Annotated in this window: 11 protein-coding genes; all 11 read left to right on the top strand. The window is 46.3% G+C overall.

The annotated features are described in order from the left end of the window. Window positions 1-21: 21 nt before the first annotated feature. The 11 genes from QFZ81_RS20230 to QFZ81_RS20180 all read left to right on the top strand — a co-directional run bounded on the left by QFZ81_RS20230 (window position 22) and on the right by QFZ81_RS20180 (window position 16690). A complete protein-coding gene (locus QFZ81_RS20230; protein ID WP_307604445.1) occupies window positions 22-2175 on the top strand; it encodes an MGH1-like glycoside hydrolase domain-containing protein in 2154 nt (717 codons plus the stop codon). 37 nt (window positions 2176-2212) lie between these two features. Continuing rightward, window positions 2213-3280, top strand: a complete 1068-nt coding sequence (locus QFZ81_RS20225; protein WP_307441961.1) for a sialidase family protein — start codon at window positions 2213-2215, stop codon at window positions 3278-3280. Between the two features lie 14 nt (window positions 3281-3294). Then, entirely contained in the window at window positions 3295-4185 is an 891-nt protein-coding gene (locus QFZ81_RS20220) for an AraC family transcriptional regulator (protein WP_307441962.1), read from the top strand. 69 nt (window positions 4186-4254) lie between these two features. Then, complete coding sequence (locus tag QFZ81_RS20215; protein ID WP_307604443.1) at window positions 4255-5277, top strand: dienelactone hydrolase family protein; 1023 nt, start codon at window positions 4255-4257, stop codon at window positions 5275-5277. Between the two features lie 112 nt (window positions 5278-5389). Further along, complete coding sequence (locus QFZ81_RS20210; RefSeq protein WP_307441965.1) at window positions 5390-6511, top strand: ABC transporter ATP-binding protein; 1122 nt, start codon at window positions 5390-5392, stop codon at window positions 6509-6511. 15 nt (window positions 6512-6526) lie between these two features. Continuing rightward, window positions 6527-9493, top strand: a complete 2967-nt coding sequence (locus QFZ81_RS20205; RefSeq protein ID WP_307604441.1) for an extracellular solute-binding protein — start codon at window positions 6527-6529, stop codon at window positions 9491-9493. Then, window positions 9480-10457 (top strand): carbohydrate ABC transporter permease, encoded by a 978-nt coding sequence (locus QFZ81_RS20200; RefSeq protein ID WP_307441971.1) that lies wholly within the window; start codon window positions 9480-9482, stop codon window positions 10455-10457. The genes QFZ81_RS20205 and QFZ81_RS20200 overlap by 14 nt, the downstream gene beginning before the upstream one ends. Then, on the top strand, window positions 10458-11357 hold the full coding sequence (locus tag QFZ81_RS20195; RefSeq protein WP_307441973.1) for a carbohydrate ABC transporter permease: 900 nt from the start codon (window positions 10458-10460) through the stop codon (window positions 11355-11357). A gap of 34 nt (window positions 11358-11391) precedes the next feature. Further along, window positions 11392-12825, top strand: coding sequence for a DUF5060 domain-containing protein (locus tag QFZ81_RS20190; RefSeq protein ID WP_307441974.1), 1434 nt, complete (start codon window positions 11392-11394; stop codon window positions 12823-12825). A 28-nt stretch (window positions 12826-12853) separates the two neighbouring features. Continuing rightward, window positions 12854-14296: a DUF5605 domain-containing protein gene (locus tag QFZ81_RS20185; protein ID WP_307606969.1), complete on the top strand. Its 1443-nt coding sequence runs from the start codon at window positions 12854-12856 to the stop codon at window positions 14294-14296. 33 nt (window positions 14297-14329) lie between these two features. Then, complete coding sequence (locus tag QFZ81_RS20180; RefSeq protein ID WP_307441976.1) at window positions 14330-16690, top strand: glycoside hydrolase family 95 protein; 2361 nt, start codon at window positions 14330-14332, stop codon at window positions 16688-16690. The last annotated feature ends 536 nt before the right edge of the window (window positions 16691-17226 follow it).

Here is a 17226-nt window from a genome sequence, read left to right as displayed (position 1 = left end):
TTATGGGATGGGAGGTCATCCATGCCAGCTGGCAGCCGATTGGACGAAAAATTGCGCGCGGGAAAAAAAGCGCTTCGTACGCTCCCCGGTGCACTCTTGCTCGGTTCGACCGGAGCGCGGTTGTGGGCCGATTATTTGGATCCCGTACCTGGTTTTTCCGGACGGTTCGATTTTATTCACAAAGTCAATATTCCTTTGTTGTTTAAGATAACGAACAATTTGGAAGAAAGCTTTGAGCCGTGCCAGACCGAATGGTTTCCGAGTCACTTGCTCATGGCATATACAGGTAATCGTCTTTCATTGGTTGAACGCAAGTTCATTTCTTGGAACGACTGTGCAGTTTCCTGTCAGACTTGGACGAATCGAAGCAGCGAGGAGCTCGTATTACGATTGGAGACGTATGGTGATGCGTTCTCGGAATGCAAAGGGAATTATCTACATGGAATGTTTAACATCGAGCATTACAGCTTTGACATCGCAGGTGTAGTTGCCGTCAGCGATCCCGCATTGTTCGAAGAATTGCGTTTGAAACCAGGAGAATCCAAAGATATTATCGTCTCGGCAGCATTTGGGATTTCCGGTCAGGACAACAAGGACATGCTGAAAGATCGGGCTTCGGCGTATGCGGAAAGCGTTTACACAATCGACCAGATCATAGAAAATCAGAGTAATGAGTATCAAATCTGGTTTGAAAAAACACCGACATTTACCAGCAGCGACCCTGTGTTAAACAAGACTTGGACCTATCGGTGGTTTCTGCTTCGGCACAATTTGGCCGATCCACAGTACGGTCACTTGTCCTATCCATTGTTTTACGAGGGAAGATCTCATAAAAAAAGTAAAAAGCCCTTCAGTAAAGGGGGGTGGGAGTTCAGCAAGCTGATTAATCTGTCCGTTCCTCTGCATATTATGGATGCCAGATGGTACCACGATCCGGTATATGGCGAAGGACCGCTGCGAAACATGAAGAATGCTCCAGGCGAAGACGGCATGTTCAGCTGCTTGACGGTAGATACCATCATGCATTCGTTTGCTAACTTCTCTTGCTGGGCCGCTTATCAGCTGTATCTCGTACATCGAAACATCGAAATGATATCCGACATACTGCCTGCCATGAAATTGAATGTTTCGGCATGGAACCGTGTAAACGGCAACGATCAGGACCATTTGATGATCGAATACAAACATACAAGGACGGGAAAAGAATACCAGCCAAGTTATTGGTATTTCCATCAATTTCCTAAGAACCCGAAGGACAAGGAAACCTACACCCATCTCAAGAGGGTGGATCGTGCGGTCTATCACTACTTGAACACGCTCGGCGTTGCTAAATTGTGCGAGGTTACGGGCGATCCGGAAGCGGAAGAATATAATCGACAAGCAGAGAATATCAAGCAGGACATTCTTGATAAAATGTGGAATGAAGATACAAAGTTCTTTTACGATCTTCATTATCAAACAGACGAGAAAGCGTTTGTCAAAAATATTGTCGGGTTTTATCCTGGTTGGGCAGAGATCCTTGATGAGCGTTTCAATGGGATGATCGAGCATCTGTTTAATGAGCAGGAATTTCATACGAAGTGTCCGTTCCCGTCCGTTTCCATCGATTGCCCAGCCTATTCGAAAGAAGGGGGCTGGATGGGCCATTTTGTCAAAGGAAGGAATGGCTGCGTCTGGGACGGTCCGACCTGGCCTTATACCAATTCGATTGCGCTCGACGCACTCGCAAAGGAGAGTAAACGGAGAAATCATCAATTCGATCGTCAGTTTGCCTATTATCTGCGCGAATATTCATTTCTCCATTTTATGCAAAGGGATTTAAACCAGCCTGGTCTTGTTGAGCATTACAACAGTGCAACGGGTGAACCGTTAAGCGACGAACAAGAATACAATCACTCGTATTATATCGATCTGTTGATTTCACATGTGGCGGGATTGTCTATTGAAAAAGAGGGGATTATCTTAGATCCTCTGAATACAGGATTGGATTATTTTTGCTTGGACCGCGTGAAGGTGGCAGGCACGGAAATACGGATTACTTACAGGAAACCAAGTGTGTCATCGGATCTTCTGAATGTTGAGGAAGGCTACTGTTTATACGTAAATGGCAAACTTATTTTCTCAAACCATACGCTTTGTCGAACAGAGCTAACTTGGAAGGAACTGGCCTTATAGTGAGATAGTGTACTAAGCGGACAAGGAGTGTGTTCTAATGAAACGTTTCAATGGAGTTGTTGTACAGTCGGAGACGGATCCGCATCTACGGGAAGCTTACCTTCCCATTCCGTATCCGAATGACAACCATGCTGCTAATTTACTAGAACTTAACAACGGCGACCTGCTCTGCGTGTGGTTTTCGGGTAGTGGGGAGGGAAATCCCGATACAAATGTGTTGATGTCGAGATTACCTGCTGGATCCAACCAATGGACTTCTCCCATGCAGCTTTCGGGTGATCCCGAACGATCCGAGCAAAATCCGATCATGCATCAAGCACCAAATGGCAAACTTTGGCTGTTCCATACGTCTAACGAGCCCCATAACCAAAAAACATCGAGGGTTGTTTGCCGCATATCGGAAGATCAAGGCTTTACTTGGAGTCCGACTGAAGTTTTGTTTGATGGTTTGGGCATATTTCTGAGGCATCCACTGCTCGTGCTCAAAAATGGCGATTGGCTGCTCCCGACATATTACTGTAAGCTTGACGGGCATTACAGTGTTGTGCAAATTAGTTCGGATCAAGGGAAAACATGGCAAGAATTCGAAGTGCAGGGCAGCACCCACCGGGTTCAAATGAACGTTGTTGAATTAAACGATGGTACGCTCTACGCGATGTTCCGGAGCCGCCAGGCGGACCGAATCTATACAAGTTTTTCTCGCGAAAATGGAAAAAGTTGGACAGTTCCTGTCAAGAGTGAACTGCCGAACAACAATTCCTCGATGCAGTTCATTAAGATGCAAAATGGCCATCTGGCCTTGATCTATAATAACTCCACGATGGAGCGTGACCAATTCCGGTGGGTCCAAAGAAAGGGTGAATTCCGCAAAAAGCCGCTTCGTACGCCACTTACGTTAGCCGTTTCGGAAGACGAAGGAAAAACATGGCCTTATTTCAGAAACGTACAGATGGCAGATTTGGAGTACAAAGAAACTGAAATTGGATATTCATATCCTTCGATTATCTCCACGCGTGACGGAAAGATTCATATCGCTTTTTCGTATTTGCGCAAAGGAATCAAATATGTTTGTCTAGAGGAAGAATGGGTTAAAGAGGGCATGTGACGGAGGTGATGGTCATGAATGGGAGAATAGATCATTTAAGTGGAGACTTGTTTTTTGACGAAAAAATGGATATTTTCATAAATCGTGAATTGGAATCGTTTACAACCTCCCAGCATACGCATGATTTCGTTGAAATCAGTTATGTGGGGGAAGGAAGCGGTTATCACTATATTGAAGATCAAGTGATTCCTATTAAACAGGGAGATCTGTTTGTGATTCCAATTGGAACATCACATGTGTTTAGGCCATCCTCTCCGACGCAGGATAAAATGCTCGTCATTTATAACTGCATTTTCCGAGTAGGGCTCTTGGAGAACTGGATGCATCTTCTTCAGGAAGAATCCCACACCTACAATTCCATCTCTTTTCCGTGCAAGTGTCCCGAGCGGTGGCTGCATTTTCAAGATAAGCACGATACGTTTTCAACGCTTGTTGACAATATGTACCGGGAATATTTGAAGCGAAGCACCGGCTTTGAGACCATTCTGACCGTTTTGCTGATCCAAATGCTGGTGATGCTGCAGCGTTTTGAATTGAAAAATGAATCAGAGGCTGTTCCTTTTAGGATGTTGGAGGAAGTCGTACATTTTATCAAATCTCATTACACGCAAAACCTTACGGTTCAACATGTGGCGGATTACTTTTTTTTAAGCGCCAGCCATTTTCAACGCTTGTTTAAAAAATCAACGGGTCTGTCATTCACGCAGTACTTGCAAAACGTACGCATTCAAAAATGCTGCGAACTTTTGAAATCTTCCGATATTCCGATTTACCAAATCGCCAATCAAGTCGGTTATCAGGATATGAAGTTTTTCCATGCCCTATTCCGTAAAAAAACGGGGGTAACGCCTCGACAATATCGACAAAACTTCCAAGAGTTCGAAGATAAAGCTATAACGTATTAATATGTGTGGGGCTGACCATAGCAATGGAACAGCTTTTTTTTTTTACATATTGAAGTGGAGGAATAACGAATGTTGAATCCGGATGATTATTTGAATCATTTATACAACAACCTGAACGATGAGACCAGCCAAGCGCTCAAAAAACCATGGAACGAAAGAAAAGCTGAGGTGCGGTCAAAACTACTTGAAAGTTTGGGGGAATTCCCCGAAACGTCAAGTGAATTGAATCCGGTTGTACGCGAGAGAATTGATAAAGGAGATCACTATCTAGAGCGTGTTAGTTATACGACAGATATAAACCTTCAGGTTGCTGCATTCGTACTAATTCCGAAACGGCTCACGGGTAGGGCGCCGACCGTATTGGCATGGCACGGACATGGATATGGGAGCAGAGAGATCGTTGGATTGCAACCAGACGGAACAACGGATTATGGGGCTCCCGGCATACATCAGCATTTTGCTTTGAAGCTTGTACAAAGGGGTATGATCGTCGTAGCGCCAGAAATCATCGGGTTCGGTGATCGTAGGCTGTCGGCTGATAAGGAGAAGGATCCAAAGAAGAACAGTTCTTGCTTTTCACTTGCCTCCCGCTTGCTGCTTTATGGAAAAACGTTAGCCGGCCTGCGGATTTATGAAGCCATCAGATCGCTTGATTATTTGTTAACTCGAGAGGATGTCGATCTGGAACGGATCGGATGCATGGGATTTTCCGGTGGCGGTTTGATTGCTTCGCTCGCTTCCGCTTTGGACGTACGTATTAAGGCTACCGTTATTTGTGCGTTTACAAGCACGTTTAGAGGAAGCTTATTAGCAATGAATCATTGCATAGACAATTATATGCCTTCGATTCTTCCTTACGCGGATCTTCCTGAATTGATTGGATTAATCGCACCGAGAGCGCTGTTTGTCGAATCGGGAATCGAAGACCCCTTATTTCCGGTCGCCTCTGTACAGGAAGCTTGCGTCAAACTCCAGGAGATATATCATACAGAGGGAATCGGAGGAAAGTTCGAAGTTGATCTTTTTCCAGGAAAACATGAAGTGTCCGGGAGAAAATCATACGATTGGTTAGCCCGGCAGTTGAAAGCATGATTCACCTATAGAGTAAGCCATCATCACCTATAAGTTAGAAAGTCGATGGATGTATAATGAACTGAAACCGTTATCATCGGGAAGTTCGAAACAGACTATAGGAGGTGCCGCAATGGGGCGCATTCTTTTGAATCACGTGGAAAAACGATATGGTAAAGATGGCGGATATGCCGTTAAAGATTTCCATTTGGAAATACACGACGGAGAATTTCTTGTCATGGTAGGTCCGTCCGGCTGCGGTAAATCGACGACACTCCGGATGATCGCCGGCTTGGAGGATATTACATCGGGAGAACTTTATATCGGAGATCAATTGGTCAACCATTTGCCGCCGAAGGATCGGGATATTGCGATGGTATTTCAAAACTACGCCTTATACCCGAACATGAGCGTGTACGAAAATATCGCGTTCGGTTTGCGCTTGCGTAAGATGCCCAAACACGAGATCGATCAAGCAGTTAAAAAATCGTCAAGAATACTAGAAATCGAACCTTTTCTAGACAGGAAGCCTAAGCAGCTATCCGGCGGTCAGCGTCAACGTGTAGCCCTCGGCCGAGCCATTGTCCGTGATCCCCAAGTCTTCTTAATGGATGAGCCACTATCCAATTTGGATGCTAAACTGAGAGTTCAAATGAGAACGGAGATCATTAAGCTTCACAAGCAGCTTGGCGTGACGATGGTGTACGTGACGCATGATCAGGTGGAAGCGATGACAATGGGTCATCGCATCGTCGTCATGAAAGACGGCATTATCCAGCAAGTAGATACACCGCAGAAGATTTACAATAATCCAAGAAATATGTTCGTTGCCGGATTTATCGGGACGCCGCCGATCAATTTAATTGAGGGTAAAATTATGGAAAGCACCGATGGCAAATTGGAGTTTCACACCAACCGGTATTATTTGGAAATCCCCGCGAATCAATCGAACATTTTAAAGAAGAAAAATAAAGTAAACAGAACCGTCGTATTAGGAATTCGCTGCGAGAATATCCATGTAAACCCGGCAGTGAATGATGCTCACAACCATGCACAAATCGTCGGGACTCAAAAGATTAACGAATTGATGGGGGCGGACATGTATTTATACATGGATATCGGCATGCCCAATCTGCTGATTGTTAGAACCCGGGCCGATCACAATTTTGAGGAAAACGAGAAGCTTGCTCTATCACTCGATATGCAGAAAGCACTATTTTTCGATAAGGACTCAAAGGACAATCTATTGTATTAAATATACAGCGGAGGGATGAAGTTGAAGGTGTTTTTTCGAACCCGGGTATGGATTTCAACGATGCTGGCGCTCGTATGTATGCTCAGTCAAACGCTTCCCGGTTTAGCGGATACAAGCCTTTCATCAGGGACAGACTCGAAGACAACGAGGATGGAAAACCAGGCGAATTCATCCAAGCAACTGGATCCTAATTATTTTGAAAAGCTTGATCAGTGGAAAAAGGAAGGAGCTTCGACCGATCACAATGGGACAATGAGCATCCCCGGCTCGAAGCTCGTCAGTCAGTCGGCTAACGCCAATGTTACTATAGGGCCCTATAACGAAAAAAATGGCGTTCTGATCTGGACCGCCTTAAGGGATGAATGGATCGAATACGAGGTGGATGTGGCGCAAGGCGGGTTGTATACCATTGAAATGTCATACAATCCGTTCGTCGGTACGAAATACCGCAAGCCGATTGCGTTAAATTTGACCGTAGATGGCTCAAGCCCCTATTTGGAATCGAAATCGGTCGAGTTATACAGACATTGGAAGGATAAATTTCCGATTCGCAAAGATGACAAAGGCGATGAGATTCGCCCAACGGCTGATGATAAATCCGGATGGTTATCTTGGGAGCTGCGTGATTTGTCCGGCGTATACGAAGATCCGCTAACCTGGTATTTGAAACCAGGGAAGCACAGAATCCGGTTGGCGGGCAGCGATCCGTTTGCGCTTGAATCCATAACGTTTAAAGCGCCGCACAAAACAACCGACTATAAAACCGTTAGAAGTATGTGGCCAACTAATGTAGCTGCTGTACAGGCGGATCCGATCGTGATCGAAGCGGAACAACTGCTATGGAAAAACGATTCATCCATATCACTGGCATACGATAACGATATTGCTTCTACACCCAGTGTACGCGGCCATATTACTTACAATGTAATAGACGGTTCCCGGTGGTCGTCGAATAATCAAGAGATTAGCTGGAACATCGACGTACCGGAGACCGGATACTACAAAATTGCGATGCGCGCGGAACAATCGTACGTATCTAACCGCTCGTCGTTCCGTCAGATAAAGATAAACGGCAAAGTGCCGTTTGCTGAGCTGAAAGCCTATCGTTTTATGTACGCATCAGGCTGGAAGGGGATTACACTGGCCGACGATCGGGACAATCCGTACGAATTTTATTTGGAAAAAGGGACTAATACGATCTCGATGCGCGTCACATGGGCTCCATTGAGTTCGATAGCTTCCGATTTGGATCATACCATAGGAGAATTGTCGAAGCTTTCCGCTGATCTAAGAACGTTGACCGGCGGGGTGGACGACAAAAACCGGACGTGGGATTTCAAGAATGACCTTCCCATTTTTGTCGAACAATTGCAAGGCGTTCATGATGATTTGAACGGAGTTCGCGAGCGAATGGCAGTAATTAATGGCCGTCCGGATGCGGTTACGCAAGCACTTGTTACTGTGCAGAAAGATATGGAAGATTTGCTGAAAAACCCAGATGAAATTCCGTATAATGCAAGCATCTTGAACAGGCTGCAAGGCCGGGTGGCCGAACAAATCAAGCAGCTCACCTATCAGCCTCTTCAGTTGGATCGTATTTATGTCGTGCCCATTGAACAACCGCTTCCGAAGATATTACCTACCTTTTATGAAAAATGGGAAGGGGCCGTCATCAATTTCATTGATTCCTTTAAATCAAAAAGAACGACAAACAAGGAAGACATGGTGCTCGATGTTTGGATGCTCCGAGGACGGGATTACGTCAATATGCTGCAAGGTTTGGCGGATGAAATGTTTACACCGCAAACCGGAATCAAAGTCAGAGTGAATCTGCTTAAAGATGAGAAGCTGCTTGTTATGATGAATGCCGCAGGAATTGCGCCTGACGTCGCGTTAGGCTTGCAGCAGCAAATTCCGTTCGACTATGCGATTCGCGGTGGGATCTATAATCTGAAGCAATTTCCGGACTTCGACGAGTACTATAAGCAGTTTTCCCCGGGTACGTGGCCAGCGTTCTATTATAATGGCGGTTACTACGCCGTACCGGAAACACAGGAGTTCCGGGTCATGTACTACCGGAAAGATATTTTGCAAAAATTGGAACTGAAAGTTCCGGACACATGGGATGATCTTTACAAGATGCTGCCTGTGCTGCAGCAGAACGGTATGAACTTTACGCCGGTTAATGATCACGGCATATTCCTGCAGATGCATGGAGCGGAATACTATTTGCAAGACGGCTCGAAAACGGGGCTGACTTCGGAGAAAAGCTTCAATGCATTCAAACAATGGACCGAGCTGCAAAACAAATATGCGATCGATCAACAAATGGATAGCTTCTACCAGCATTTCAGGGAAGGGTCCTATCCTCTAGGTATTGCCGATTTGAATACGTATCTACAATTAAATGTAGCGGCTCCAGAACTGAATGGTTTGTGGGGGGTAGCCCCTGTTCCCGGTGAACGGCAGGATGATGGCACGGTAGCCAGGTGGATGGGTGGAAACATGTATTCTTCGATGATTATGAAAAACGCCAAACATCCGAAGGAAGGCTGGGAGTTTTTGAAATGGTGGACTTCGGCGGAAGTACAGGAAAGGTTCGGTACAGATTTGGAAACGCTCAACGGCGTGACGTTCCGCTGGTTTACATCGAATATGGATGCGTTCACTCAGCTGCCGTGGAAGGAAGATGATCTGCAAGCGATATTGGAGCAATGGAAATGGTACAGGGAAGTTCCGAACGTTCCTGGCGGCAGCTATTTAATGGAGCGCGAAATGAAAAACGCATGGAACCGAACCGTGATCGACGGGATGAACTACCGGACTTCGCTCGAACTGTCTGCGAAAGAATTGGATCGGGAAATCCAAAGAAAACTGCAGGAATTTAAATTTATCGATGGAAACGGGAAAATGGTTCGGTCGTTGGACTTGCCGATTATTACAAAGCCGTGGGAAGGGGTGGAAAAGTATGTTAAAAAGTGAGCCGATTGTGCTGCCTAGTGTACAAAGGGTTAAAAAGGCCACAAACCGAGTAAAGGAACCTACGTTATTGCAAACGATTTGGTCATACCGAGTGTCCTATTTGTTCATAGCGCCATTTATGATTTGCTTCATTCTTTTTATCTTTCTTCCTGTTCTTTCCGCGATTGTGCTTAGTTTTACTTACTATAATTCCATTGAGCCTCCCAGGTTCGTCGGTTGGGACAATTTTCGTTACATGTTGTCACAGGATTTGACTCTGCTCAAATACGCGCTGCCGAACACCATTACATTTGCGTTACTTGTCGGACCAGGTGGATATATGGCAGCCTTTTTACTGGCTTGGCTGATTTCGATCCTGCCTGGCATCTATCGCAAATGGTTTACACTTGCTATGTATACGCCTTCTTTGGCAGGCACTATAGCGATTGGCATTATATGGGTTCCTATGTTATCAAGCGACCGAATTGGTTACTTGAACAGTGTACTTCTGAAATTCGGACTCATTAGCGAACCGATATTGTGGGCTACAAGCAAAGAGTATTTGATGAGCTCTATGGTCTTTGTCACGCTATGGAAAAGTATGGGAATAGGGTTCCTAGCTATGCTGGCCGGTATTTTGAATGTGAATCCAGAGCTATACGAAGCAGGTAAAATTGACGGCATTCGCAGCAGGCTGGAAGAAATTTGGTATATCACGATCCCTTCCACAAAGCCGCAAATGTTGTTCGGTGCCGTCATGGCTATCGTTGGTGCGATTCAATCCGGAGAAATCGGTCAGACACTTTCGGGCATGAATCCGACGCCACAATATTCGGGTCATGTTCTCCTGACCCATATGCATGACTATGGATACACCCGTTTTGAGCTCGGTTATTCGACAGCGTTATCCGTACTTTTGCTTATATTTATTTACTTTGCTAATAAGCTATGCGAGAAGCTGTTCGGAACGAAGGAGGGCGAATAAATGAGCATCGCTGGTACTCTTCGAAACTTCAAATCGTGGCGAATACGCAAAAGACTCCGCAAATTCAGTCCTATGGAAAAAATATCAATATTCATTCTAATTTTGATGAGTATTTTTTTGCTGCTGCCGTTGGTTTATATATTCAATCATGCCTTTAAGCCATATGAGGAATTGTTCATTTATCCGCCGAACATATTCGTAAGGCATCCTACTTTTCAAAGCTTTATGGAATTAGCGTCCATAACGAAGGGAACGGCGGTTCCGATCACGCGCTACTTGTTTAACAGCGTGATTGCTACCGTACTGGCTGTTATTGCAATCGTAATTGCAAGCGCCATGTGCGCTTATGCGATTTCCAAGCATAAATTTCCAGGGCACAAGATGATATTCGCGACGATTCTTTTGACACTGTTATTCGTTCCTGAAACGGTTTCAATTCCCAGATATTTGATCATCAGCCAATTGGGCATTTTTAACACGTACTGGGCACATGTCCTTCCGCTCGTTGCCGTGCCGACAGGTGTTTTTTTGATGAAGCAGTTTATCGATCAACTTCCAGATGAATTGCTCGATTCTGCCCGGATGGACGGGGCAAAAGAGTTTACGCTTTTTTTAAGAATCGTTATTCCCGTCGTTATGCCTGCGATTATGACGGTCAGCATCATCGCGTTTAACTCAGCATGGCTCAGCACGGAAGCGTCGGAAAACTTTATTCAGGATGAGGAATTGAAAACGTTTCAGTTCTATGTGCAGACCTTGACCTCCGGTTTGGCTAACAGTGTGTCAAGGCAAGGTGCTGCGGCTGCGGCTGCAATGATCCTATTTTTGCCGAATTTCATTATGTTTTTGGCGTTCCAAAGTAAGGTCATCGCGACAATGGCACATTCCGGTATCAAGTAATGATCACAACGGATTGAGGGGGGATAACGTACCGATGGGCATTCAACAGAACGGGCGAGAAGTGGATAAATGGGGACGGTTTGAGCTGACGTTAAAAGGACCGTCCGAAGGAAATCCGTTTCAAGAGGTTCAGCTATCCGCCCGATTTCAATACAAGAACCTCATTATAGAGCCTGATGGCTTTTACGATGGAAACGGAACATACCGGATCCGCTTCATGCCTGATCGAATTGGCGTCTGGCGCTATGTTACCCGCAGCAATCATGGTGATCTTGATGGTCATTACGGCGAATTCGTATGTGTAGAGCCGTCCCGCGAGAACCATGGTCCCGTGCGGGTGAAGGATCATTATTTATTCGCGTATGAGGACGGTACACCGTATATGCCATTCGGCACTACCTGCTATCATTGGACCCATCACAGAGACGAGCGGCTTGAGGAGCTTACACTACAATCGTTGAAAGATTCTCCGTTCAATAAAGTAAGGATGTGTCTTTTACCCACACGGGATATGAAACCTCCTCTTCAGTTGGCCTTCGAGGGAACGTGTCCGGAAGATGTGGATAAAACACGGTTCAATAGCGAATTTTTTGCCCATTTGGAGCAGCGGATCGATGATTTGATGCAGCTCGGCATAGAAGCCGATCTCGTTTTATTCCATCCTTATGATAAAGGGTTTTGGGGCGTCGATAACATGGATGCGGGAACCGATTCTTTTTACTTGCGCTACGTGATCGCACGCCTTTCCGCATTCCGGAACGTATGGTGGTCGCTTTCCAATGAGTACGACTTTAATACATTCAAAACGGTCGAAGATTGGGATCGGCTGATTCAATTCGTACAGCATAAGGACCCGTACCAACATCTTCGTTCGATCCATAACGGTACGAAGATGTACAAATCTTCCTGGTTGTACGATTTCTCCAAGCCTTGGATTACTCATCAAAGCATACAGCACTGGGATGCGGAGCTTACGACAAGCTGGCGGGAGGCGAATCCCAAACCAATCGTCATTGATGAAATATCCTATGAAGGCAACAGCTCTAGACGTTGGGGCAATATTTCCGGTGAGGAAATGACCCACCGATTCTGGGAAGCCATGTCACGAGGCGGTTTTGTCGGGCATGGTGAATCGTTCATCGATCGGGAGACAAGGGCCTGGATATCCTCTGGAGGTAAACTGTACGGAGAGAGTACGGAGAGAATCACTTTTTTGCGTAAAATTATGGAGCAAGGTCCTGCAGATTGGATGAAGGCTTGGCAGCAAGGAACGTATGGGCTTCAATATTTCGGTCATCACCAGCATGCCTATAAGTTCATTAACCTCCCTGAAAATGCTTCCTATCACATCGAGATCATTGATACTTGGAACATGACCATTACACCGGTTAAAGGCACGTTTCGCGGACGAAGCAGGGTTGACCTCCCCGGAAAACCTAATCTCGCATTGCGCATTTTGAAGGTTTGAGTAGAAAACCCGGAAGGAGGAGGTCAGACTGATAGTAACCAAGGAAGTTGAACGCTGGGGTGTGTTTGAGCTGACACTGGAAGGTCCCTCAGATGGAATCCCGTTCACTGACATACGTCTCTGCGCCATATTCAAGAAGGAACTGCATGTTGCTGAAGCAGAAGGATTTTACGACGGCAGCGGGAAATACCGTATCCGGTTTATGCCGGAGGAAGAAGGCGTATGGTCGTATGCAACGTCAAGCAATTGTTCGGATCTGGACGGGATATCTGGAGAGTTTACCTGCACCATCCCAGCAGCCGGCAATCACGGACCCGTTCGGGTAAAGAATGCTGTTCATTTTCAGTATGCGGATGGAACTCGGTTCATACCGATTGGCACGACCTCTTATGTATGGCATCTGCAAAGCGAACAACTTCAAGAGCAAACGCTGCATACGCTGCAGCAATCGCCATTTAACAAAATCCGCATGTGTGTTTTTCCGAAAAATTACGTGTTTAATAACGCTGAGCCGGATGCCTATCCATTTGAAGGCTCGTCAGAACAGGGATTCGATTATAGCCGTCTTCGACCGGATTATTTTGCCCATTTGGAGAAGAGGGTAAAGGATATGGCAGATTTGGGTATACAGGCGGACCTCATTTTGTTTCATCCCTACGACGAGGGACGCTGGGGTTTCGATGAGATGACTTCGAATGAAGACGATCGTTATCTACGCTATGTCATCGCACGACTTGGTGCCTACCACAACGTTTGGTGGTCGCTCGCCAATGAATACGATTTAATGAACCATAAAAGTCTCGAAGATTGGAAGCGTTTATTTCGTATTGTTCAGGAATATGATTATGGCGGACATTTGCGCTCGATCCATAATTGTCGAACATGGTATGACTTCGGTGTTCCATGGGTGACGCATGCGAGTATCCAACATGCCGACGTGAGAGTTGTTTCTGAATGCACCAAACAATATGGAAAACCTGTCATTATCGATGAATGCGGTTACGAGGGAAATCTGGATACCAAGTGGGGCAGTTTGACCCCTGAAGAGTTAGTTTGCCGGATTTGGGAAGGGATTTGCCGTGGCGGCTATGTCACTCATGGGGAAACGTATTTGAATGCGGAGCAAGTTCTTTGGTGGTCGCATGGAGGGGAACTTCATGGACGAAGCGTTCGGAGAATCGAATTTATGCGTGGCATTCTTCAGGATACGCCGGAGCATATGACATACAGCAGTGATCGGCTCGATGCCGCTACGTTGGAGTTGAGGGGCGAATACTATTTACAGTACTTTGGCCCACATCGGTTTGCATTCCGCGAATTTGCACTGCCAGATGGGAAATATGAAGTTGATCTGATCGATACATGGAACATGACCATCACGCCGCTTTCTGGGACATATGAAGGTCGATTCCGAATTGATTTGCCTGCAAAGCTTTATTACGCGCTGCGTATTCGAAAAATGACCGTTTAGTCTTATCAATAGCTTAATCAGGGAGAGATGTCATTGGAACATTTGCGGAAATTAACGGGAAATTCAAAGCTTTGGTACGAAAAACCGGCAAAAACGTGGAATGAGGCATTACCGATCGGCAACGGTCGTCTAGGTGCGATGATATTTGGAAAAGTAAATCAAGAACGGCTGCAATTGAACGAAGACTCGGTTTGGTACGGCGGACCGGTGAACGGAGACAATCCGGAGGGTCGGCGATATTTTCCGGAAGTAAGGCGTTTATTAAGTAAAGGGAAACAAATTGAAGCAGAAGAGCTGGCACAAATGGGGTTAATGTCCAATCCCAAATCCATGCGACCCTATCAACCGTTGGGTGATTTGCATTTCTACCACGACGGGGAAAAAAAGATGATTTCCAATTATTACAGGGATTTGGACATTGAACAGGGTATCGCCCATGTCAGCTATTGCCTAAACGATGTTCAGCATGAGAGGGAATTGTTCAGCAGTGCGGTCGATCAGGTGATGGTTATCAGGATCACATGCAATCGGCCTGCAACATTGAATCTCAGGATGCATTTGAGCCGAAGACCGTTTGACGAGGGTACGCAAAGGATAGCCAATGATACTTTGATGATGAGCGGAGAAAGCGGAAAAAACGGGGTGACGTACTGCACGGCTGTGAAAGTCGTTCCAGAGAGCGGATCGGTGAATGCCATCGGTGATTTCCTCACTGTCCATCAGGCGGAAGCTGTTACCATCTATCTTTCGGCTGCAACAACATTTCGACATGAGGACCCTCAAGCCGAGTGCATTCAACAGCTGGTTCATGCAGCAAGCAAGGGATATGAACGGGTAAAGAAGGATCACGTAACAGATCATGCCTCCAAATTTGGGCGTGTAAAGCTGGAACTGGGCCGTCCCGAAGATGCGGGTGAAACCGAATTACTACCTACCGATGCTAGGTTGCAACGATACAAAGATGGCGGGGAAGATCCCGGGCTCATTTCGCTGTTTTTCCAATATGGCCGTTATTTGCTTATGGCCAGTTCCCGCCCTGGTTCAAATCCTGCGAATTTGCAGGGCATTTGGAATGAAAGCTTCACTCCGCCGTGGGAGTCCAAATATACGATTAATATTAACACGGAGATGAATTACTGGCCTGCGGAAGTTTGCAATTTGTCTGAATGTCATGAACCATTGTTTGATTTGATCGATCGCATGCGGGTTCATGGCAGGAAAACGGCGCAAAAGGTGTACGGCTGCGGTGGATTCGTCGCTCACCATAATACAGACATGTGGGGATCAACCCAAATAGAGGGAAATCATATACCAGGTTCAATTTGGCCGATGGGTGCCGCTTGGTTATCTCTGCACCTCTGGGAACATTACCGGTTCGGCTTGGATGAATCATTTCTCCGTGAACGGGCGTATCCGGTTATGAAGGAAGCAGCCGAATTTTTCTTGGACTACTTGTTTGAAGACGAAAAGGGACGTCTCGTTACGGGTCCTTCGACCTCTCCCGAAAATAAGTTCATCGGTCCCGACGGAAGCGTGGGATGTCTGAGTATAGGTCCTTCCATGGATACTCAAATCGTCTATACATTATTCAGCGCTTGTATGGTGGCTTCCGATATTCTTCAAACGGATGAAACGATTCGGCAGAAATGGGAAACGACACTTCGCAAGCTGCCGCAACCGCAAATTGGCAAACACGGGCAGCTGCAGGAATGGGTGGAGGATTGGAATGAAGTGCATCCGGGTCACCGCCACATCTCCCACTTATTCGCGCTCCATCCTGGAGAAATCATTCATGTGAGGCATACACCGGAATGGGCGCAAGCGGCCAAACGGACGCTGGAACGCAGGTTGGAGAACGGGGGCGGCCAAACGGGATGGAGCCGTGCTTGGATCATTAATTTTTTTGCGCGCTTGGAGGACGGTGAACAATCCTATGAGCATGTTCGCTTGCTGCTTTCCCTCTCGACACTACCGAATTTGTTCGACAATCATCCGCCTTTTCAGATTGACGGCAATTTTGGCGGAACGGCTGGAATTGCCGAGATGCTCCTGCAATCGCACCGTGGGGAGATTGCACTGCTTCCTGCCTTACCGAAGGCATGGATGCGTGGTAAAATCAGCGGTTTTCGCGCCCGTGGCGGTTTCGAGATCGAGATGGAATGGGAGGAAGGCGAGCTAACCCGCTGTGTCATTAAAGCGACGAAAAGCCAATTATGCACCGTAACGTGCAGGCGCCCGCAATCGTCACTTACCGTGGAAATGGATGGGACGCCGGTTGAAACCATTACCTCGGAGTATTTGACCAAGTTCGACGCTGTTGAGGGTAAGACGTACGTGCTCACAGCAAGGAAGCAGACTCAGCTTGAAGAAGCGAAGATGGTAACCAACATATAGCGTTGGAAATAGGATCATGCACAAGGCCACCGTTATCGGTGGCCTTGTTTGTCGTACAGCCTATCTCTCAGTCATCTTCGGCGACTTTTTGGACAGCCTTTTTTGCTGCAATGATGTTTTTCATCTTAAGATTCAAGTTGAGGTAGCGATGCAATTCCTGCAACGATGGTTTACATCGTTATGAGGGGGGGTGGGAGTATAACAGATCATAAAAAGTTGATGGAACGATGTTTTACATTGTTGCAATAAAGCCAATCTTCGTTTCTATGCTGTAACGATACTTTTCATCATTGTGTCACAGGTCGGCAAATTCTGCTGTTATGGAATGTGATAAGAGATAGACGTACATTCGTTGCTTACCGCGTGCGCCAGGGATAAGTATTCCCTTTGAGAGTAAGCTGCGGAGCAGGTTGCGCGCTTTTTGCTGCTCAACATCTAACTCCGTACATACGTTACTCGGTTTTACTTTTCTATTGCTGCGGAGCGCCATACGAATAATCTCACGTTCTTCGATAGAACAATTGCTGTACCGACCG

It is taken from the genome of Paenibacillus sp. V4I9 (assembly GCF_030817295.1).
GTDB lineage: Bacteria > Bacillota > Bacilli > Paenibacillales > NBRC-103111 > Paenibacillus_E.
Note: the sequence above shows the minus strand (reverse complement) of the source record. Positions and strands in the feature narration are given on the sequence as shown.

What these genes read in the sequence shown, in the direction of transcription:
- QFZ81_RS20230 (WP_307604445.1), top strand. Translation starts at nt 22, where the DNA reads ATGCCAGCTGGCAGCCGATTGGACGAAAAATTGCGCGCGGGAAAAAAA.
- QFZ81_RS20190 (WP_307441974.1), top strand. Translation starts at nt 11,392, where the DNA reads ATGGGCATTCAACAGAACGGGCGAGAAGTGGATAAATGGGGACGGTTT.
- QFZ81_RS20220 (WP_307441962.1), top strand. Translation starts at nt 3,295, where the DNA reads ATGAATGGGAGAATAGATCATTTAAGTGGAGACTTGTTTTTTGACGAA.
- QFZ81_RS20215 (WP_307604443.1), top strand. Translation starts at nt 4,255, where the DNA reads ATGTTGAATCCGGATGATTATTTGAATCATTTATACAACAACCTGAAC.
- QFZ81_RS20200 (WP_307441971.1), top strand. Translation starts at nt 9,480, where the DNA reads ATGTTAAAAAGTGAGCCGATTGTGCTGCCTAGTGTACAAAGGGTTAAA.
- QFZ81_RS20205 (WP_307604441.1), top strand. Translation starts at nt 6,527, where the DNA reads ATGAAGTTGAAGGTGTTTTTTCGAACCCGGGTATGGATTTCAACGATG.
- QFZ81_RS20195 (WP_307441973.1), top strand. Translation starts at nt 10,458, where the DNA reads ATGAGCATCGCTGGTACTCTTCGAAACTTCAAATCGTGGCGAATACGC.
- QFZ81_RS20210 (WP_307441965.1), top strand. Translation starts at nt 5,390, where the DNA reads ATGGGGCGCATTCTTTTGAATCACGTGGAAAAACGATATGGTAAAGAT.
- QFZ81_RS20225 (WP_307441961.1), top strand. Translation starts at nt 2,213, where the DNA reads ATGAAACGTTTCAATGGAGTTGTTGTACAGTCGGAGACGGATCCGCAT.